16 protein-coding genes and 2 pseudogenes are annotated in these 17,608 nt (G+C 60.7%); 5 read left to right on the forward strand and 13 right to left on the reverse strand.

What is annotated here, in order from left to right; all coding sequences use genetic code 11:
- Nucleotides 1–48: 48 nt before the first annotated feature.
- From M511_RS16055 to M511_RS16085, 7 genes are all read right to left on the reverse strand, one after another.
- Complete coding sequence (locus tag M511_RS16055) at nucleotides 49–1,053, reverse strand: 4-hydroxyproline epimerase (protein ID WP_085502732.1); 1,005 nt, start codon at nucleotides 1,051–1,053, stop codon at nucleotides 49–51.
- 7 nt (nucleotides 1,054–1,060) lie between these two features.
- Nucleotides 1,061–2,281, reverse strand: coding sequence for an NAD(P)/FAD-dependent oxidoreductase (locus tag M511_RS16060; RefSeq protein WP_010397114.1), 1,221 nt, complete (start codon nucleotides 2,279–2,281; stop codon nucleotides 1,061–1,063).
- Nucleotides 2,278–3,003 (reverse strand): amino acid ABC transporter ATP-binding protein, encoded by a 726-nt coding sequence (locus tag M511_RS16065; RefSeq protein WP_010397112.1) that lies wholly within the window; start codon nucleotides 3,001–3,003, stop codon nucleotides 2,278–2,280. Before M511_RS16065 ends, M511_RS16060 begins: the two co-directional genes overlap by 4 nt.
- Nucleotides 2,996–3,649, reverse strand: coding sequence for an amino acid ABC transporter permease (locus M511_RS16070; RefSeq protein WP_010397110.1), 654 nt, complete (start codon nucleotides 3,647–3,649; stop codon nucleotides 2,996–2,998). The genes M511_RS16065 and M511_RS16070 overlap by 8 nt, the downstream gene beginning before the upstream one ends.
- Before the next feature lie 10 nt (nucleotides 3,650–3,659).
- Nucleotides 3,660–4,325, reverse strand: a complete 666-nt coding sequence (locus M511_RS16075) for an amino acid ABC transporter permease (protein ID WP_010397109.1) — start codon at nucleotides 4,323–4,325, stop codon at nucleotides 3,660–3,662.
- Nucleotides 4,326–4,389: 64 nt separating this feature from the next.
- Complete coding sequence (locus M511_RS16080; RefSeq protein ID WP_010397106.1) at nucleotides 4,390–5,193, reverse strand: ABC transporter substrate-binding protein; 804 nt, start codon at nucleotides 5,191–5,193, stop codon at nucleotides 4,390–4,392.
- A 152-nt stretch (nucleotides 5,194–5,345) separates the two neighbouring features.
- Nucleotides 5,346–6,860, reverse strand: coding sequence for an aldehyde dehydrogenase (NADP(+)) (locus M511_RS16085; RefSeq protein ID WP_010397105.1), 1,515 nt, complete (start codon nucleotides 6,858–6,860; stop codon nucleotides 5,346–5,348).
- Between the two features lie 128 nt (nucleotides 6,861–6,988).
- Here M511_RS16085 and M511_RS16090 point away from each other — a divergent pair, with 128 nt between their 5' ends.
- The gene (locus tag M511_RS16090) at nucleotides 6,989–8,020 is read left to right on the forward strand and encodes an Ldh family oxidoreductase (protein ID WP_085502733.1); all 1,032 of its coding nucleotides are present in this window, start codon (nucleotides 6,989–6,991) and stop codon (nucleotides 8,018–8,020) included.
- A gap of 49 nt (nucleotides 8,021–8,069) precedes the next feature.
- Here M511_RS16090 and M511_RS16095 read toward each other — a convergent pair whose 3' ends face one another.
- From M511_RS16095 to M511_RS16115, 5 genes are all read right to left on the reverse strand, one after another.
- A complete protein-coding gene (locus M511_RS16095) occupies nucleotides 8,070–9,032 on the reverse strand; it encodes a dihydrodipicolinate synthase family protein (RefSeq protein ID WP_085502734.1) in 963 nt (320 codons plus the stop codon).
- Between the two features lie 97 nt (nucleotides 9,033–9,129).
- Nucleotides 9,130–9,828 carry a GntR family transcriptional regulator gene (locus M511_RS16100; protein WP_085502735.1) on the reverse strand — a complete coding sequence of 233 codons (699 nt, stop codon included), beginning with the start codon at nucleotides 9,826–9,828 and terminating at the stop codon, nucleotides 9,130–9,132.
- 744 nt (nucleotides 9,829–10,572) lie between these two features.
- Nucleotides 10,573–11,859, reverse strand: coding sequence for a glycosyltransferase (locus M511_RS16105; RefSeq protein WP_085502736.1), 1,287 nt, complete (start codon nucleotides 11,857–11,859; stop codon nucleotides 10,573–10,575).
- The gene (locus M511_RS16110; RefSeq protein WP_010400614.1) at nucleotides 11,856–12,863 is read right to left on the reverse strand and encodes a glycosyltransferase family 2 protein; all 1,008 of its coding nucleotides are present in this window, start codon (nucleotides 12,861–12,863) and stop codon (nucleotides 11,856–11,858) included. The genes M511_RS16105 and M511_RS16110 overlap by 4 nt, the downstream gene beginning before the upstream one ends.
- A gap of 38 nt (nucleotides 12,864–12,901) precedes the next feature.
- Nucleotides 12,902–13,435, reverse strand: a complete 534-nt coding sequence (locus M511_RS16115) for a hypothetical protein (RefSeq protein WP_139824612.1) — start codon at nucleotides 13,433–13,435, stop codon at nucleotides 12,902–12,904.
- Between the two features lie 382 nt (nucleotides 13,436–13,817).
- On the opposite strand from M511_RS16115, the gene M511_RS16120 reads away from it, so the two are divergent.
- The 4 genes and pseudogenes from M511_RS16120 to M511_RS16135 all read left to right on the forward strand — a co-directional run.
- On the forward strand, nucleotides 13,818–15,095 hold the full coding sequence (locus M511_RS16120; RefSeq protein ID WP_085502738.1) for a tetratricopeptide repeat protein: 1,278 nt from the start codon (nucleotides 13,818–13,820) through the stop codon (nucleotides 15,093–15,095).
- A 34-nt stretch (nucleotides 15,096–15,129) separates the two neighbouring features.
- A pseudogene (locus M511_RS16125) lies at nucleotides 15,130–15,772 on the forward strand (IS5 family transposase).
- A gap of 192 nt (nucleotides 15,773–15,964) precedes the next feature.
- Complete coding sequence (locus M511_RS16130) at nucleotides 15,965–16,357, forward strand: hypothetical protein (protein WP_139824613.1); 393 nt, start codon at nucleotides 15,965–15,967, stop codon at nucleotides 16,355–16,357.
- A 758-nt stretch (nucleotides 16,358–17,115) separates the two neighbouring features.
- Nucleotides 17,116–17,259, forward strand: a pseudogene (locus tag M511_RS16135) (IS5/IS1182 family transposase); the annotation flags it as partial.
- A 14-nt stretch (nucleotides 17,260–17,273) separates the two neighbouring features.
- Here the strand turns inward: M511_RS16135 and M511_RS16140 are convergent.
- Nucleotides 17,274–17,608 (reverse strand): IS5 family transposase (locus M511_RS16140; protein ID WP_139824614.1); only part of this gene is annotated, 335 nt, incomplete at its 5' end.

Raw genomic sequence — 17,608 nt, forward strand, 5'->3', positions numbered from 1 at the left:
GGTCGTTTTGGGGCCTCAGCGCGTGATTTGCGCCGTTTTGGCGTCTGGTTACTTCACGACAAAACCGTGGGCGAAAGGATCGCGCTCGGCGTCGATATAGATTGTGTTCAGCCCGGTCTGCCGTGCCCAGCCGGCGATCGAGGGGATGATCGCGTCGCGATCGGCGACGGTTGCCGCGCCCTCGACCCGGCCTTTGAAGATCGAACCGATGATTGATTCATGCCAGAATTCATCGCCGACCTTCAGCTTGCCCTTGGCGGCAAGCTGCGCCATCCGCGCCGAGGTGCCGGTGCCGCAGGGGCTGCGGTCGATGGCCTTGTCGCCGTAAAAGACGGCATTGCGGGCATGGGCGCCTGAAACCGTCGGGGCACCGGTCCATTGGATATGGCTTAGCCCGCGGATTTCTGACAGTTCGGGATGGACGAATTCGTATTTTGCGTTCAAGGCCGCGCGCAGCTTGGGGGACCAGCCGATAAGTTCGCCCGCGGTATAATCGGCCATGTCGCGGAAATTCTTTTGCGGCTCGACGATGGCGTAGAAATTGCCGCCATAGGCCACGTCCACGACGATTTCGCCCAGACCCTCGACCTCGGCGGTCAGGCCTTCGGCGTAAAGAAAGCTTGGGACATTGGTCAGCCGGACCTCTTCGACATAGCGGCCTTCCTCACGGTATTCGATATCGACCTTGCCTGCCGGGGCCTCGATCGACAGGCGGCCGGGCGTGCGCGGGACGATCAGCCCGTTTTCGATCCCCATGGTGATCGTGCCGATGGTGCCGTGGCCACACATGGGCAGGCAGCCCGAGGTTTCGATATACAGCACGGCGACATCGCAGTCCGGACGCGTCGGCGGATAAAGGATCGCGCCCGACATCATGTCATGGCCGCGCGGCTCGAACATCAGGCCGGTGCGGATCCAGTCGAATTCGCGCAGGAAATGCGCCCGCTTTTCCAGCATGTTCGCCCCTTCCAGCCGAGGGGCTCCGCCTGCGACAAGTCGGACTGGGTTGCCACAGGTATGGCCGTCAATGCAGGGAAATACGTATTGCGTCATGCTTGCCTCAGAAGCGCGCCGGAGAAAACGGCGCCAGATTGATAGCGGGGTCTGTGCCGGTCAGCAGATCGGCAACGATCTGCGCGGTCCCGGCCGATTGGGTCAGGCCCAGATGGCCGTGCCCGAAGGCGCAGATGATGTTTGGATGACCGGGCAGGGGGCCGATAGCGGGCAGGCTGTCGGGCAAAGAGGGGCGGAACCCCATCCATTGCTGCCCGCCCACGGTCCTGAGACCGGGCAGGAAAGTCCTGGCTTTTTTCAGCATTGCCTCGGCGCGTTTGAAATTCGGCGGCAGTTTCAGCCCGCCCAGTTCGACCGCGCCGCCGACCCTGATCCCCGAGGTCAGTCTTGAGACGACAAATCCGTGCCCGCCGAAAGTTACCTGACAGCGCAGGTCAAAGGCATCGGCTGGCAGGGTGGTGTTATAGCCGCGCTCGGTTTCCAGCGGGATGCGGTGACCCAGCGTGCGCGTCAGCAGATGAGAGAACGCTCCGGCTGCCACGACGACCCGGCCAGCAAGCTTGCCGTTCGAGGTGATGACACCATCATCGGCCAGCCCTGTCGCCTCGGCGATGGTGATGTCGCCACCGTTGGCGCGGAACCGCTCGGCCAAAGCCAGCGTGTAGTCGCGCGGATCGGCGATCGAATACCAGCCCGGCGTAAAGGTCGCATGGGTAAAGCGCGGCGCAAGCCCCGGCTGGATCTCGGCGATCTCGTCGCCCTTGAGGTGGCGAAAGGCGATCCCGTGTTCCGCCCGCGCCTCCCATCCGGGCAGAGAGGCGTCAAACTCTGCCTGCCCCTCATAGACCTGCAATTGCCCGTCCTGATGCAGCATATGCGTCAGCCCGTCACGGGTCAGCGCCGGTATCAGCGCGGCCTTGGACAGATCCATCAGCGCCGTCTGGGCGATGGTCGAGGCACGGACCCGTGACGGCGCACAGGCCCGCCAGAACCGGAACATCCATGGCGCGATGCGCAGCGCATAGGCTGGCGGCACGGTCAGCGGCCCCAAGGGATCAAGCAGCCATTTCGGCGCCTGCCGCATGATCCGGGGCGAGGCAAGCGGAAAGATGTCAGTAAAGGCAAACGCCCCGGCGTTCCCGGTCGATGCACCCGCTGCCGGGCCCTCGCGGTCGATCACCTGCACCGCCAACCCGCGCTCTTGCGCAGCCAAAGCGACCGAGAGGCCGACAACCCCGGCGCCGATGACGATGACCCGATCCGTCATTGCCGCGTGCTCGACAGGAATTTGCGGGTTTCGGGGTTCTGGGGATCGCCAAAGATCTGTTCAGGCGGGCCGATCTCGGCCATGACGCCCTGATGAAAGAAGGCCACGCGGTTTGAGACATCGCGCGCAAAGCTCATCTCGTGGGTGACGCAGATCATGGTCATGCCCTCTTGTGCCAGCATCTTGAGCGTATCCAGAACCTCGCCCACCAGTTGCGGGTCAAGCGCCGAGGTCACCTCGTCAAACAGCATGTATTCGGGCGACATGGCCAGTGCGCGGGCAATCGCCATACGCTGTTGCTGGCCGCCCGACAGCCGGCCCGGAAAGGTCTTCAGCTTGTCGCCCAGACCCACATGGGTCAGCTGGCGTTCGGCGATTTCTTCGGCTTCGGCGCGGGACATGCCCAGCACTTTGCGCGGCGCCAGCGTGACATTGTCGAGCACGGTCAGATGGGGAAAGGCGTTCCATTGCTGAAAGACGATTCCCACCTTGCGCCGCAGCTTGTTAAGGTCGGTGGATTTCGCGTGAACCTCGGTCCCGTCGATAAGGATGCGGCCGGAATCAATCGGCTCAAGCCCGTTGATGCAGGTCAGAAGCGTCGATTTGCCGGACCCCGAGCCACCGATGATCGTGACCACCTCGCCCTTTTCCACGGTCAGGTCGATGCCCTTCAGGACCTCGAGCTGGCCAAAGGACTTGCGGACATGTTCGATCTCAATCATTGGACCACCGTTTTTCCAGATAGCCGCCGAACCGCGCCAGCGGGAACGAAATGACAAAGTAGAAGGCGCCGCAGATCAGCAGCAAAAGCATCGGTTCTTGCAGCCGTGTGATCAGGATCTGGGTGGACTTCAAAAGCTCGGTCACCTGCACGACATAGACCAGGGCCGAGTCCTTCATGACCCCAAGCGCCAGCCCGATCCAGGACGGCAAAGCGATGCGCGTAGCCAGGGGCAGCACGATCTCGCGCATGTCCTGGCCCCAGGTCATGCCAAGCGAGCGCGCCGCGCGGCGGGTTGTTGCGGGCACGGCCTCGATGCCTCCGCGCACGATCTCGGCGCAATAGGCGGCGGTGTACATCGACAGCACGATGCAGGCGACGGTAAAGCCAGAAAGGTTCAGCCTCAGGATCGTGCCCAAAAAGGCATTGGTCAGTACCAGCTGGATCAGCAGCGGGATTGAGCGGCAGATATCCAGAACAAAGATCAGCGGCGCGGCCCAGATCGGTCCCAGCTGATAACGCAGGACGCCAAAGATCACCCCCAGCACGGTTCCGATAAGGACCGAGATCGCGGTAACCACGATGGTCATCCCGGCGCCCTTGGCCAGAAAGATGAAATCGGCGGTTGTCAGAGCGGTATCGAACATCGAAGGGCCCTCAATACCGGAACAGCCGTGCGGCGATCAGCCGTGCGCCGATGGTGATAATCTTGGTGATCAGGTAAAAGATCACGGCGGCCAGCGCGAACAGCTCGAATGTGCGGAAGGTCAGCGCGTTCAGATCCTGCACGACGCCGTAAAGGTCAGCGTTCATCCCGACCGTCACCCCCAGCGAGGTCATCAGGATCGCCCAGACCATCTGGTTCGTCATCGGCAGGAATGCGATGCGCAGCATCTGAGGCAGCACGACATAGCCAAAGGCGCCTGCCGCCCCGAACCCAAGCGACCGGGCGGCGCGGGTCTGGGTTTCGGGGATCGCTTTTAATGCGCCGCGGAAGTTTTCGGCCAGATAGCCGGCGTTGTTGAAGGTGATGCCCAGCAGGATCGACAGGAACGGGCTTAGGTGCAGGCCAAAGCTGCCCAGCCCGAAATGCATCATATAGATCTGGAACAGGGCGGGCGTGTTACGCGCAACCTCGACCCAGGTTCTGGCGATGGCGGACAGGATGCGACTGCCTGACAGGCGGAACATTGTCAGGGTGATCGCAAGCAGGATGCCCAGCACCATCGACAGGATCGCGATCTGCATGGTGACGGCGGCGCCATCCAGCATCTGGGGAAGCCTGGCGAATGCTTGCTTCCATTGGAAGGTATAGTTGAACATGACCGTTCCGGCTCTGGCATGATGCATCGGGGCGGCGCGAGGACCGCGCCGCCCCGGGCCGATATCAACGATAGACGCCGCTCACCGTCAGGTCGGGCAGATCGCCGCCGACCCATTTTTCATAAAGCTCGGCATAGCGCCCGGTGCGAACCTGCTGGTTCACAAAAAGGTTCAGGTAGTTCAGCAGACCATATTCGTGACGATCCGTGAACAGGGCCACATAGTCGATGTCGAACGGCGCCTTGCCCACCACCGAGATGCCGGGGAAGTTGCCGGTCTTGACGTTCGACTGAGCCACGGTCGAGGTCGAGACAGTCGCGTCAAGCTGGCCCTGGCTCAGCGCCAGGAACACGTCGGCCTGGGTCTGATAGGGACGGAAAGTGCCTTCGCCCCATTCCTGGACCTGTTTTTCCAGCGCGATGGCCTCAAAGGTGCCTGCCGTCGCCCCGACGGTCTTGCCCTTCATGTCCTCAAAGCTTTTGACGCCCGATTTGTCGTTGGCGGTCACCGCCATTTCAAAGGCGAAATAGGGGATCGTCATGCCGACGGTCTTGGCCCGCTCAAGCGTGTCCGAGGTCGAGGCGACGCCGACATCGACGCGGCCCGACATCAGTGCCGGGATCCGTTCGGGGAAGGGCGTCTCGACGATCTCGGCCTTTACGCCAAGCGCCGCGGCAAGATCGTTGCAGTAATCGACGTCGAACCCGATCGGATTGTTGTTTTCGTCGCGCATCCCCATGGGCGGGAAATCCAGCACGACTGCGCAGCGCAGCGTGCCCGAGGCGATGATGTCGTCAAGCTTGTCGGCCTGGGCGGGGGCGGCAAAGGCGGCGGCGGCCAGCAGGCCCACCACGAATTTGTGGTTCATCAGAACCTCCTCCTGTCATTTCCCTGTCGGTCTTTCATGACCGATTCCATGAGGAGCAATATCCGCAGGTTTCCCTTTCAACGCAAATTAAAAATACAACTAATATACAAAAAGTGCACGAAGCCTGCGGAACAAGCACCCTGCCTGCGTTGTCAGCGCAGGTCTTCGGGCAGCAATTCCTGAGGGAAGTTCTGATAGCTTACCGGGCGCAGAAACCGGCGAATCGCCATAGTCCCGACCGAGGTGGCGCCGAAATTCGTCGAGGCCGGATAGGGTCCGCCATGGACCATGCTGTCCACCACCTCGACCCCGGTCGGAAAGCCGTTGACGAGCACCCGACCCGCTTTGCGCTCAAGGATCGGGCGCAGCGCCTGCGCGGCCTGTAAATCGCCAGCGTCCATATGCAGCGTCACGGTCAGCTGTCCCTCAAGGCCGCGCGCCAGCCGTGCCATCTCGTCGGTTGATGAGACGCGCACGATCAGTCCCAATGGGCCAAACACCTCTTCACCAAGGACGTGATCCTGAAGATAAGCCTCGCCCGTGGTTTCATAGAGGTTCGGCCGGGCCTCACGGCCAGTGCTTTCGGTGGTCAGCACCGGCTTGACCGAGTTGCGGCTGTCGAACCTCGCTTTGCCTTCGCGATAGGCGCGGGCGATGCCCATGGTCAGCATGACCTGTGGTCCGACCTCGGCAAGTGCCTTGCGTGCGGTTTCGGTAAAGCGGTCGGCATCCGGCCCGTCAAGGACGACTGCGATACCGGGATTGGTGCAGAACTGCCCTGCGCCCATGGTCAGCGACCCTGCCCAACCGTTGGCGATCTCATCTGCCCGCGCGGCCAGCGCCTGGGGCATGATGAACATCGGGTTGACCGAGCCCAGCTCGCCAAAGAAGGGGATTGGTTCGGGCCGTGCGGCGCACAGATCGAAAAGCGCCCGCCCGCCGGCAAGGCTGCCGGTAAAGCCGACCGCCTTGATCAGCGGGTGCTGAACCAGTGCTGAGCCGACCTTGCGGTCGCCACCCTGGATCAGGCTGAATACGCCGGGATGCACGCCGGTTTTGACAATGGCGGCGTGGATCGCCTCGGCCACGATTTCGCCCGTGCCGGGGTGGGCCGAGTGGCCTTTGACCACCACCGGGCAACCGGCCGCCAGTGCTGCCGCCGTGTCGCCTCCGGCTGTCGAAAATGCCAGCGGAAAGTTCGAGGCGCCGAAGACTGCAACCGGCCCGATGGGCTGTTGGATCATGCGGATCTCGGGTCGCGGGGCGGGTTTGCGGTCGGGCAGGGCGGCGTCGTGCCGACGATCCAGATAGCCGCCCTTGCGGATATGTTCGGCAAAGAGCCGCAGCTGGCCGGTGGTGCGGCCGCGTTCGCCTTGCAGGCGCGCCTCGGGCAGGCCGGTTTCTTGCGAGCCGATCTCGGTGATGGCTTCGGCGCGGGTCTCGATCTCATCGGCGATGGTTTCGAGGAATCTCGCGCGGGTTTCGCGGCTGGCATAGCCATAGGACCAAAAGGCCTCTTCGGCCTTTTCGGCCGCCTGTGCCACCAGATCGACCGTGCCGACCGAGAATTTATGCACCGGACCATGCGCCGGTTCGCTGTCAAAACTGGTCGGGCTGGCGATCCATTCGCCCGCGATCAGATGCTTTCCATGAGGGGTGAAGGGCATGGGAGGGTCCTTTCGGGGTCAGGGGCAGCGATGCCGAAAGCCGTGGTGGGCTCAATCATCGTTGAGTTTTTGTATATTTATTGTATGCAAGAAGTCAATCGAACAGAGCGTCACCCTGAGAGGAAATCATGAAACAGACATTGAGTTTTGAAACCCTGAGGGAGCGTATCGAGCAGATTTTCCTGCGTGCCGGGATGAATGCGGTGCAGGCTGGCGCGCTGTCGCGGGCGATCGCAGCCGGAGAGCGTGACGGCTGCAAATCGCACGGCATCTACCGGATCGAAGGCGTTTTGCGCACACTTAAGGCTGGCAAGGTCAGCGGTACCGCCGAGCCGCAGATTGTTGGCGGGGATGACGGGGCGATCGTGCGGGTCGATGCGCGGGGCGGTTTTTCCAACCCCGCGTTCGAACTGGGCGTGCCGGTGCTTGCCGAACGTGCAAAGCGGCTGGGGCTTGCGGCGCTGGTGGTCAATGATTGCACCCATTTCGCCGCCCTTTGGCCCGAGGTTGAGGCAGTGACAGAACACGGCCTTGCCGCGATGGTCATGTGCCCAAGCTACGCGACGGTCGCGCCGGCGGGCGGTACCCGGCCGCTTTTGGGGACCAACCCCTTTGCCTTTGGCTGGCCACGGCCGGGTCGTGCCCCCTATGTCTTTGACTTTGCGACCTCGGTTGCTGCGCGTGGCGAGATTGAGCTGCACCGGCGCGCCGGGAATCAGCTGCCCGACGGCTGGGCGATTGACACCGACGGCCAACCCACGACGGACCCCGAGGCGGCGCTGGCCGGGGCGATGCTACCCTTTGGCGGGCACAAGGGTTCAGCCATCAGCACGATGATCGAACTGCTGGCGGGCATCATGATCGGTGATCTGACCAGTCCGGAAGTGCTGGATTTTCTGGGTACGACCACGCTTGCACCGTTCCATGGTGAACTGGTCATCGCCCTGTCGCCTGAGAAATTTGCGGCTGGCCGTTCGGGAGATCCCTTTGCCCGGGCCGAATTGTTGTTCGAGGCCATCCAGGGGCAGGGCGCAAGGCTGCCTTCGCAACGCCGTTTCGCGGCGCGGGAAAAGTCGCTGGCGGATGGCATCACGCTGAGCGCGGATGAAGCCGCGCAACTTGATCGCTGGCTGAGGCTTGGCCTCGACGCGGTGGCGTAAGGTAGAAAAATGGCCCTTCCGAACTGGAAGGGCCTTTCTGATTTCAGGCTCAGGCTGCGTATTTCTGAACCGCGCCGGATTGTTTGCTCCACCCGGCATACCAGGTCTTGAACTGGTTGTACTGCTGTTCGGCCCATGCGCGCTGGCTGGGGGTCAACTCGTCAGTTTCATTGAAGTGCAGGGCATATTCCTTGTCGCCTTGCAGGACCATCAGATGCTTATAATAAAGCACCAGATCGGTTCCCTCGTCCCACGAAGACAGCACCTCCAGCGCCTCGCTCAGCTCCTGCGCGCGCTGACGGGCCTCAAGATCGCCAGCGGCGGCGGCTTTGGACAGGGCGACGAAATGCAGGATCTCGCGCGGCAGGACATTGCCGATCCCGGTGATCGTGCCGGTCGCGCCGCATTTTACATAGCCATGGAAAACGCCTGTATCGACACCGGCCATCAGGATGACGCTGTCATCGGCGCTGGTGATGTGTTCGGCCGCATAGGTCATCGCCTTGGCCCCGCCGAATTCCTTGAAGCCGACAAGGTTCGGGTGTTCGGCACGCAGGGCAAAGAACAGATCCGCTTTGGTTTCGAACCCGTAATAGGGGCTGTTGTAGATCACGGCGGGCAGATCGGGCGCGGCGGCCAGGATTGCCTTGAAATGGTTGCGCTGGGCAGTGACCGAGGCGCCGCGCGACAGCACCCGGGGAATGACCATCAGACCGGCTGCCCCGACCTTTTGCGCGTGGGCGGCATGGGCAACCGCCGAGGCCGAGTTTACCGCGCCGGTCCCGACGATCACCGGGATGCCGGCCTTGACCAGTCGCTCGACCCCTTCCATCCGCTGGGCGTCGGTCAAGAGCGGCCAATCCCCCATCGAGCCGCAGTAGACGACCGCTGACATGCCCGCGGCTATCAGTTCCTGCCCCTTGCGCACCAGTGCATCATAGTCGGGTTGGCGCTCGGCGGTGCAGGGGGTCATCAGGGCAGGAATGACGCCGGTAAAGATCTGAGTGTTCATGGATGGCTCCTTCTGTCGTGCAGGCAGGGTGCTGATTCTCTCAGCCGCCATCCTAGTATTTGCATTTTATTTGTCGACAAGAATCTGACGAGTTCGGCTATAGCGTCAACTGCTGCCGCTGATCTCGCGAGATGAATTTCTGGATCTGGCGGACGATCTGATCTGCATGCGCCTTGGCCAGCCGGTCACACAGTTTGACATCCCGTGCCTCGATCGCGGCGATGATTGCCTCGTGCTCATCGACATATTCGCGCGGCAGGCGGTCGTTGAACGACTGGTAGTAAAGCCGCAAAAGCCGACGCCCTTCGTCGAGCAGGCGCACAAAAAGGCTGAGGTAATAGGGGTTGCGCCCGGCCTCGGCGATGGCGGCATGCAGGTCGCGGTTCGATGCGATCATTGCCAGTGCATCCTGTGCCTCGACCGCAGCCGAGAACTTTGCCTGATGCGCACGCAAGATTTCCAGATCAGCGGGTTTGTGATAGGTCGCTGCCAGCCTTGTCGTCACGCGATACATCAGCGTCAGCGCGTCAAAGAACGTATGCAGGTTCAGAAGGTCGATATTGGCGACCATGGTCGAGCGGTTCGGGAGGGTCTCGACCAGACCTTCGCCGGCAAGGCGGACCAGAGCCTCCCGGATAGGGGTGCGCGACATGCCGAAACGCTCGGCCAGCTGGACCTCATCTATGGGGCTGCCGGGGGGCAGAACCAGATCCAGAATTTCGTCACGCAACACATCATAGACCAATTTGACGCCTGATCCGCGTCGGCGCTCGGGAAAGGTTTCTGGCTCGGTCATAGGTGCACCTATTTGTAATGTTGTTAATGAAGTCGACAACTTGAATACTTAATTCACTTATGGCAAGGCAATGGCCTGCGCCTGTCCGGGCCGTCAGCCGTGGCAGATCCGCGCTGTCTGACAGGATGAAAAGGATGGATTTGCCTGTAAAGGATGCAGCGTCAGACGCGGGCGTAAGGTGCTGACAATCATGCACCGTCACTATCAGGCAGCAGGGCTGTTCATTAAGCACCGCGAATGGCCGCTTGGAGCCTTTACCGGACGGTAACTGCTTACTATCGTCCAGAATGCCACACCCTGACGACCCTGCTCTTTTGGTGCGTGCAGTCACGCTGCGGATTCTTCGCGCGTGCAAGAACGCAGTCAGATCCCATTGGAGCTCCTTTGGAAAGGCGGGCAAACCACAAGCCCACATCCGAAGCATTCTTGTTGCAGCAGTGTTTCTGCTGGCGGCCTGCCTGATCACCGTCTAACCGTCAGCTTTGCAATCTTTGTGAAGGTCGGCGCCGCTGCTGGACGAAACAACGCGATGATCTTGCGGATTGTCAGCAGTAAAGCCCGGGATATGCGTGCAATCAGCTTAATTCACAGCGGGCAGCGACCGTCGCGGCTAATGCAAAAGGTCAGATGGCCGGGACCAGCCGGTCACAGCGCACCTGCGACGCGCGTTCGCTGCGCCGCAGGGCAAAGGTACTGTCAGAGACTGCGCGCTGATCTTGTAGAGGCCCGAGCGTCGGGCAGAGCTTAAAGAACGCTTACGCGCCGCCCAAGATTCGGTTCCGCGTCAACATCACCTGCGACATGGAGGGGTTCCTGAACGACGGTCTGCGTCCAGGCGGGCAGATCCTTTTTCTCACCCTGGCTGAGCAGGTGCTGCAGGGACGCGAACTCTTCGACGGCCTGCTGCGCCTGGGCAATTTCGCGGATCGTCTTGAGTTGTTTTTCAAGACCCTTGACGCGGGTTTCGATATCCATTGCCCGTTTCGAAAGCTTGTCAATTTCGCGGTTGGCGCGCGCCAGCTGACCTTGGCTGGAGTTGGCCTGCCAGAATCTCACCACATCCCAGATCCCGCCAGGCAGGCGCAGCCGGTCGGCCTGATACCAGATCGTGGTGTTGGACATCTCTTGCCCGAGTTGCTTCCAATGCTCGTCGGGAATCTTTGCCAGCGCCTCATGCGCCTGAGAGCCATAGGGGAAATAGGCCGAGGCTTGCAGTCGCGGGATATGCCAGGACATGTTGCCCAGCAGCCAACGCCCTGCCTGCAGGCGCAGATCGTCCCGGTTTGCAGGCAGTTCTGCAAGGATGGTGTCGAAATGGGTAAAGAAGGCTGCCAGCTCGACACCGGTTGAGGCCATGGTCTGCCCGGGGCGGTTGATCCGGTGATGGCAGACGACCCGGCGGGAATGACCGATGCTTTCGGCTAGGGTGCAGACCCGCCAGTGGAACGGGTTGTCCTCAAAGAAGAAATCGCCTTCGGGAAAGCGGATACGATGCTTGCGCAGGAATTCGGTGCGGTAGAATTTGCGCCAGGGCACAGCGATCAGATTGATGCCTGCCAGCCGCAGCTCTTCTGGCGTGCGCGCCGTTTCGAGCGCATCCCATTTGAGCCGATCAGCTGGCTGGCGAACATCGCCCGCTTTCTGGTCATATTCGAGGTAGTCGGTGAAAAAGATATCTGCCGGTCGGGCTTCGTATTCCCGCCGGGCGCGCAGGAAGCCCTCGGGGATCAGGTAATCGTCGCCATCAACGAAAAAGACCGTGTCGCATTCGACCCGGTCCAGTCCCAGATTGCCGGCAATTCCGACGCCGCCGATGGTGTTGGCGCCAAGCCAGACAGTCGTTACTTTTACCCCGGCGCCAAAGCCCGCCCCGTCAAGAAAGCCGCGCACGGCTTCGTCAGTACCGTCGGTCGACCCATCGTCAACGATGATCACCTGATCACCGGGCTGCAGGCAAGGCTGCAGGCTCTTCAGGCATTTCGCGATATAAGGGGCAATATTGAAGGTAGTGACGATGAAGGAAATGCTCATGATAGTCCTTCCTCGATGATCGAGCGGTTGATACGACGCGCAAGTGCGGGGTCACGGAATGCAATCAGCCGCATCCAGTCGGGGTTCATTCCCGAAAGATAGAAGGCCCGCGTCCGCCTGCGCAGCTCATGGTGGTGCTCTGCATCGATATTATTGCGGACCCAAGACAAAAGGTCCGACGCAAAGCGGGTGAACGGATGCAGAAAGCCGAGCCGCTCGGCGGTCGGGGCTGTACGCAGCCGGGTCAGCACGTTTTCGAAGCTGCGGAACACTTCCAGCCGTTCGGCATTACGCCGGTTGGTCAGGCGCATGCCGCCAGTCGATACGAAATGCGTCGCCCCTGTCATCGTGGTGGCGAGAATTCGCCGGGCCATGATAAAGCTGGTCCAATGCAGCTCGACGTCGTTATGGACCATGGTTTCCGTACAGCGGATGCGCTGGGAGCGCAGGAATTCGGTCCGGTAGATCTTGTTCCAGGGATAGGCCGAAACGCGGGCCAGTATCTGCGCCGGCCCAGGCGGAACCACAATCGTCCCCTGCTTTTGCGTTCCATCTTTTGGCGCCCGGTCAACGCAAGCGCGCTGCCAGCGCGCTTCGTCATCGTGCAGCATGCCGCTGCCGCCATTTTGCAAAACGCGACTGTCGTGATGCCGGAACATCAAGAAGTCAAAGGGCCGGGTCTCAGCGGCAGCAAGCGCCACGATGGCAGGAAAATCCTTGGTGAAAAGATCGTCCGAGTCAAAAAAGATGACATGGTCGCCGCTAACACGTTCCAGCGCCAGGTTGCGGGCGTGGCCGGCACCGCGCCGCTGGGCGCTGCGCAACCAGGTCAGCCGGTCCGCAACTGCCGCCGCTGCGGGCACGGTCGATGGCCCCGCAGGCTCATCGGATGCATCGTCAACGACGAAAATTTCGGCGAATACGCCCAGTTCGGATACCTGGCGCAACAACCGGTCCAGCCCAGGCAGATCGTTCCAGACTGGGATGACAAGCGAAAGCTTCATGATGGCTCCTGCAGAGCTGGCGGATAGCGACCGCCGGTTCACACAATGAAAACCCGCAGATCCCGAATTTCGAAACTGGCTGGGGTCGGTTGGAAGAACAGGATCAGATCCCGCCAGTCGGCTTGGCCCGGGACATCAGGGTTCCCGTCAAGTCGCAGCAGGTCGATATGGGTACTGTCTTTGGCGAAGGACACGACGTCCTTGGGCAGGAAGGCGTCGATGAACCCACTCGGGGTCGACGAGCGCAGGCAGACCCGGAAGGTCGAGGCCTCGGAGGCACGAGACTTGCACACGACACCCAGCAGGGTCGAACCACGCAGGTTCACCCCACCCAGAGAGAGGTGCAGTGCCAGCCAGCGCGGGCGTTTCTGGACGGTATAGTCCAGCCGTAAAAGCGCGCCTTCGCCACTGGTGCAGCGGCCGCTGATGTCGCCTTCGCGGTCGACAGACAAGAGCGTCCCCGGAACCAGAGAAGCGCCATCGGAAATCGCAATGTCGACCTTCTGTTCGCGTAATACCGCAAGTGTGTGATTGACTTGGGCATCGGCCCCGAATTGCAGACTATCCGTCATATGGTCGTCCCGGTTTCGTTCGGTGAAATGGTTAACGCAGCAATTTAACGACATCAAGACACCCCGGCTGAACATTGCCGATACGGGTTTTTCTTTTTGTTGCACCTGCCTAACAAGGCAGCGTAGAGCGGCCAATGACGGCACCTGCAACTTTGGCAACATCAAATTTTCGTCAGCTTCCCGATGACCTGTGTTGAGGAGGCTGCCGCGGGAACTGTGCCGCCAGAGGGCAGGTCAGACATGTTATGCAATTGGCTTTGTGGCATGCCAAAGTGGCATTGGAAACTTGACAATTTGGCGCGGGCTCTGGCGAATGATGGCCCAAAGATCGCTTGGGCAAGCTCTCATTGCGGCAGAACAAAGAAGGTAGAGAGATTCGATTATGAAGATGCCTGTTTCATTTCCTGCCGGGACGGTTCCCCTGCATGACGGCCCGCGATATCAGGCGATTCTGCGCGATTTCGGATCAGACATCCTGCTGGTGACCTTCGCGGAGCGCAAGGAGCCCAAGCCTGCTGACTTCTTTGGGGTTCGCCTTATGGAGAAGGAAGGTCTGTCCTATATCGCGGTCCGCTCGTTAGAGAACGACTGGTATCTCGGCCCGGAGGTGGACCAGGTCTTTGCAGCAATCAAAGAGGCCATTGCGCGAGTTGCGCCCAAGAGACTGATCCTGTTCGGATATTCTATGGGTAGTTTTGGGGCTGTCCGTGCGGCAAATATACTGAACCCGGACAGGATTATTATTGGTGGCCCGATCGTTTCTTTGGATTTGAATATAGAAAGGCGCTGGCTATCTGATTACCGGGAACTCTTGCCTTATTACGAAGAGCGTATCTCTGAAATAATTCCGTGGAAAAAATGTTACGAAACGGTCGTGATATTTGACCCGGATTACGAGGACGCAAAGCATGTTTCTATTATTGAAGAATTCGCAAATCCGCATCGTCTTGAGATTCCCGATGCCGGTCACTTTGTGCTGACCTATCTAAGGGATTCGGGCGTCCTTGGGAAAATCATGCGTAAACTGTTTGAGGACGACATTGATCTTGTTTCAGTGCAGCGCATGATCCGCAGTGCCAGAAAGACCAATCGCTCATACCTGCTGACCCTGGCGAACCGCCTGGCGCGGCGGCCCAAGCTGCAACGGCGGGTGCTGGACTACGCACAGCGTTCGATGCCGGACGATGTCGATATCAACCTGGCGAAGGCCGCCTATCTGGCGCAGCACGGCGATCTGGAGGGTGCGCGGGCAGGCATAGCCCGGATGTTCGCCGAAAAGGGCGACAGGATCTTTGGCGTTCCCCTCGCAAAGACGATCACCGCTTTCGCCTCAGGAGGCGGGTCCCCAGACGACATCGCCGATGTCCTGGCACTTTTTCGCAGCAACCGCCCCAGATCGCGAGAGACGCAGCTGTGGTATGCGCGCTTCCTGCGCCAGATCGGTGCGTTCGATGAAGCCTATGCTGCGCACGAACAGTTCATGTCCGGTGACACGTTCGAAGCGCATGCCCATATCGAGCGTGGCCTGATTCTTGAACATCGCAAACAGATCCACGCCGCCCGTGATAGTTTTCGCAGGGCTGTTGAACTGGCCCCCGACTTTCGGCCAGGACACCAGCATCTGAGGCGGGTGGAGCGGGTTCTGCTGACGCTGCCCTAGACCTGATCGCCATTCAAGGTTCATAAATCGGCTGATGAGTGCTTCACAGGCCTCCGTGTTGAGCACGGAGGCCTGTGAAGCGGAGACGAAACGATATGAGCTGAGCGACGGACAGTGGGACAGGATCGCATCGCTGCTTGCTGGCAAAGCTGGCGATCCCGGCCGGACCGGGGCTGACAGCCGGATATTCATCAATATCTGATGATCGACTGCGCGATTGTGCGTGCTCATCAGCAGGCGGCATCTGGAAAGGGGGCAGGGATCAGGCGCCGGGGCGTTCCCGAGGCGGGCTGACCATCAGGATCCACATGCTGGCCGATGCTCTGGGCAGACCGTCGCGGTTCATCATAACGGCCGGCCAGGTCGGCGAGGTTGCGCAGGCCTCGTCCCTTCCGCAGGGACAGAGCGGTGATCTCGTGCTGGCCGATAAAGCCTGTGACAGCAAAGCCTTGCGGCAAATCATTGCCGGCATCGGAGCCGAAGCGGTCATCCCGTCAAACCGCTTGCGTAAAATCATCATTCCGCACGATGAGCGCGCCTGTGCGCATCGCAACCACATCGGACGTTGCTTCAGCCAGATGAAGCACTTCCGCCGCTTCGCCTCTCGATATGACCGAAGAGCCGTTTACCTTCAGGGCTTCGTTTATCTCGTTGCCGCTATGCCCCGGATGCGGTGAATGTCCGATCCGGCCTAGCTCGTCAGGCGTGGCCCGGCGTTGAGCTGCTTTGCCAATCGTGGAGCGGCGGTCCGGAGGTCGGCGCTGCGGTATACCGGCTGACAGAAACGCTGGAAGACGATGGGATACCGCTTGTCCCCTGCCGCAGGACTTTCTAGCCTGTGCACGATTTCTGAAGGATAAGGTGGGATCATGCAGAGCAAAGTCATTCTGATCGTCGGGCCGCTGCTGCTTGCGGCCTGCACCATATCGAGCAATTACGATGAGGCTATTGCGCGTTCCACGCCTCCCGGTGCAGCCCTGAGAACTGAGATCGTGGCGGGCGCGAAAGAGCTGGTCTATGATCCTGCTTCGATCCGAAATGCCGAGATTTCCAACGTCGCTTCGCTGCCGGATGGGTTGCAGGGCGTCTGCGTCCGTGCAGACAGCAAGGATGTTTCGGGCCGCTATCTGGGGGTACACAGCATCGGCATCCCTATTCGGGATGGCAAGATCGCCGGAGGCAAGCTGGACCCCTCCCTTTGCAACCTGCCGGACATCACGTGGCACCCGTTCCCCGAGCTTGAGCGGCTTTCTGAGAGCTGAGCTTTGTACACCGATGAGGGCGCGCGCTACCGCGTCCCTCACCACACATCAGCCAGCGCTCGCGAGGCGGACGAGGGCTGCGCCGGTGTTCAAGGGCAGGATGCTCATGAGATCAGGATATCGCTGAGAAAGACTGGAGTCTCTGGTCCCGCTGGCCTTGCTTGGCGTCTCGCTGCGAATGACCTTTGGATATTCTGAATGGCCCCATCAACTAGAATCAGGGCTCACAACCAATATATGACGTTTGCGGCCAGGGCGCAGGCGGAGAGGGACAGGATCGGGCATCGGTCGTATCGGGTTTCGATGCGTCGCCAGTCCTTGAGGCGTGCGAACATGTTCTCGATCCGATGGTGCAGGCGGTAGGGTCCGGTGTCATGCGGGATCGAGGCTTTCCGGCCGGTGCGGGAGGGGGGTGCGGGAGGGGATGCACGGCGAAATACCCGTCCCGATCAGCGCATTGCGGTATCAGCCGGCATCATGACCCCGGTCTGCAAGCAGTGCCCGCGCGCCAATGTAGCCGGAGGTCTGCCCCGCCGACAGGAACATCCGGATCGGACGGCCCTTTGCATCCGCCAGGACGCGCAGTTTCGGGTTCAGACCGCCCCTTGTCCGCCCGATCAGCCGTCGGCGACCCCTTTTGAACCGCCAGGCTCGATGCGGTTCGATGCGCCCGGGCGTGGGTCGCGTCGATCATTACGATCCCGGTCTTCTGCGCTTCGGCAGCCTGTTCGGTCACGATCGTGGCGAACACGCCCGCCCTGTGCAACATGGTCGAGCGTTGCTTCAACAAGCTCAGGAACACCCGTCGACTTGCTACCCGTTACGACAAAACCGCAATAAGTTTCCCCGGGTTTATTGACATCGCCTGCATCAGGCTATGGCTTCGCCATTTATCAACATGACCTAGGGTCAGGACTCATAACCAATAAATGACGATTGCGGCGAGGGCGATGGCTGAGAGGAAGACCTTTGGGCATCTGTCATATCGGGTTGCCACACGCCGCCAATCCTTGAGCCTGCCGAACATGATCTCGATCCTGTTGCGCCGTTTGTATCGGCGCTTGTCGTACTTCACCGTCATCTTCCGCTGTTTTCGACCAGGGATACACGCCCGTATCCCCTTGTCTTTCAATGCTTCTCTGAACCAGTCGGCGTCATAGCCGCGATCCCCGAGCAACCAATCGACATCCGGCAGGCTGCTCAACAATGCCCGCGCGCCAATGTAGTCGCTGACCTGACCGGCGCTGACGA

Source organism: Paracoccus sp. J56 (assembly GCF_019633685.1).
Classification (GTDB): domain Bacteria; phylum Pseudomonadota; class Alphaproteobacteria; order Rhodobacterales; family Rhodobacteraceae; genus Paracoccus; species Paracoccus kondratievae.

Excerpts from the sequence above, each read along its gene's own strand:
- M511_RS16120 (WP_085502738.1), top strand. The coding sequence starts at position 13,818 with ATGAAGATGCCTGTTTCATTTCCTGCCGGGACGGTTCCCCTGCATGAC.
- M511_RS16100 (WP_085502735.1), bottom strand. The coding sequence starts at position 9,828 with ATGACCGAGCCAGAAACCTTTCCCGAGCGCCGACGCGGATCAGGCGTC.
- M511_RS16105 (WP_085502736.1), bottom strand. The coding sequence starts at position 11,859 with ATGAGCATTTCCTTCATCGTCACTACCTTCAATATTGCCCCTTATATC.
- M511_RS16055 (WP_085502732.1), bottom strand. The coding sequence starts at position 1,053 with ATGACGCAATACGTATTTCCCTGCATTGACGGCCATACCTGTGGCAAC.
- M511_RS16115 (WP_139824612.1), bottom strand. The coding sequence starts at position 13,435 with ATGACGGATAGTCTGCAATTCGGGGCCGATGCCCAAGTCAATCACACA.
- M511_RS16095 (WP_085502734.1), bottom strand. The coding sequence starts at position 9,032 with ATGAACACTCAGATCTTTACCGGCGTCATTCCTGCCCTGATGACCCCC.
- M511_RS16070 (WP_010397110.1), bottom strand. The coding sequence starts at position 3,649 with ATGTTCGATACCGCTCTGACAACCGCCGATTTCATCTTTCTGGCCAAG.
- M511_RS16090 (WP_085502733.1), top strand. The coding sequence starts at position 6,989 with ATGAAACAGACATTGAGTTTTGAAACCCTGAGGGAGCGTATCGAGCAG.
- M511_RS16060 (WP_010397114.1), bottom strand. The coding sequence starts at position 2,281 with ATGACGGATCGGGTCATCGTCATCGGCGCCGGGGTTGTCGGCCTCTCG.
- M511_RS16075 (WP_010397109.1), bottom strand. The coding sequence starts at position 4,325 with ATGTTCAACTATACCTTCCAATGGAAGCAAGCATTCGCCAGGCTTCCC.
- M511_RS16085 (WP_010397105.1), bottom strand. The coding sequence starts at position 6,860 with ATGCCCTTCACCCCTCATGGAAAGCATCTGATCGCGGGCGAATGGATC.
- M511_RS16065 (WP_010397112.1), bottom strand. The coding sequence starts at position 3,003 with ATGATTGAGATCGAACATGTCCGCAAGTCCTTTGGCCAGCTCGAGGTC.
- M511_RS16130 (WP_139824613.1), top strand. The coding sequence starts at position 15,965 with ATGCAGAGCAAAGTCATTCTGATCGTCGGGCCGCTGCTGCTTGCGGCC.
- M511_RS16080 (WP_010397106.1), bottom strand. The coding sequence starts at position 5,193 with ATGAACCACAAATTCGTGGTGGGCCTGCTGGCCGCCGCCGCCTTTGCC.
- M511_RS16110 (WP_010400614.1), bottom strand. The coding sequence starts at position 12,863 with ATGAAGCTTTCGCTTGTCATCCCAGTCTGGAACGATCTGCCTGGGCTG.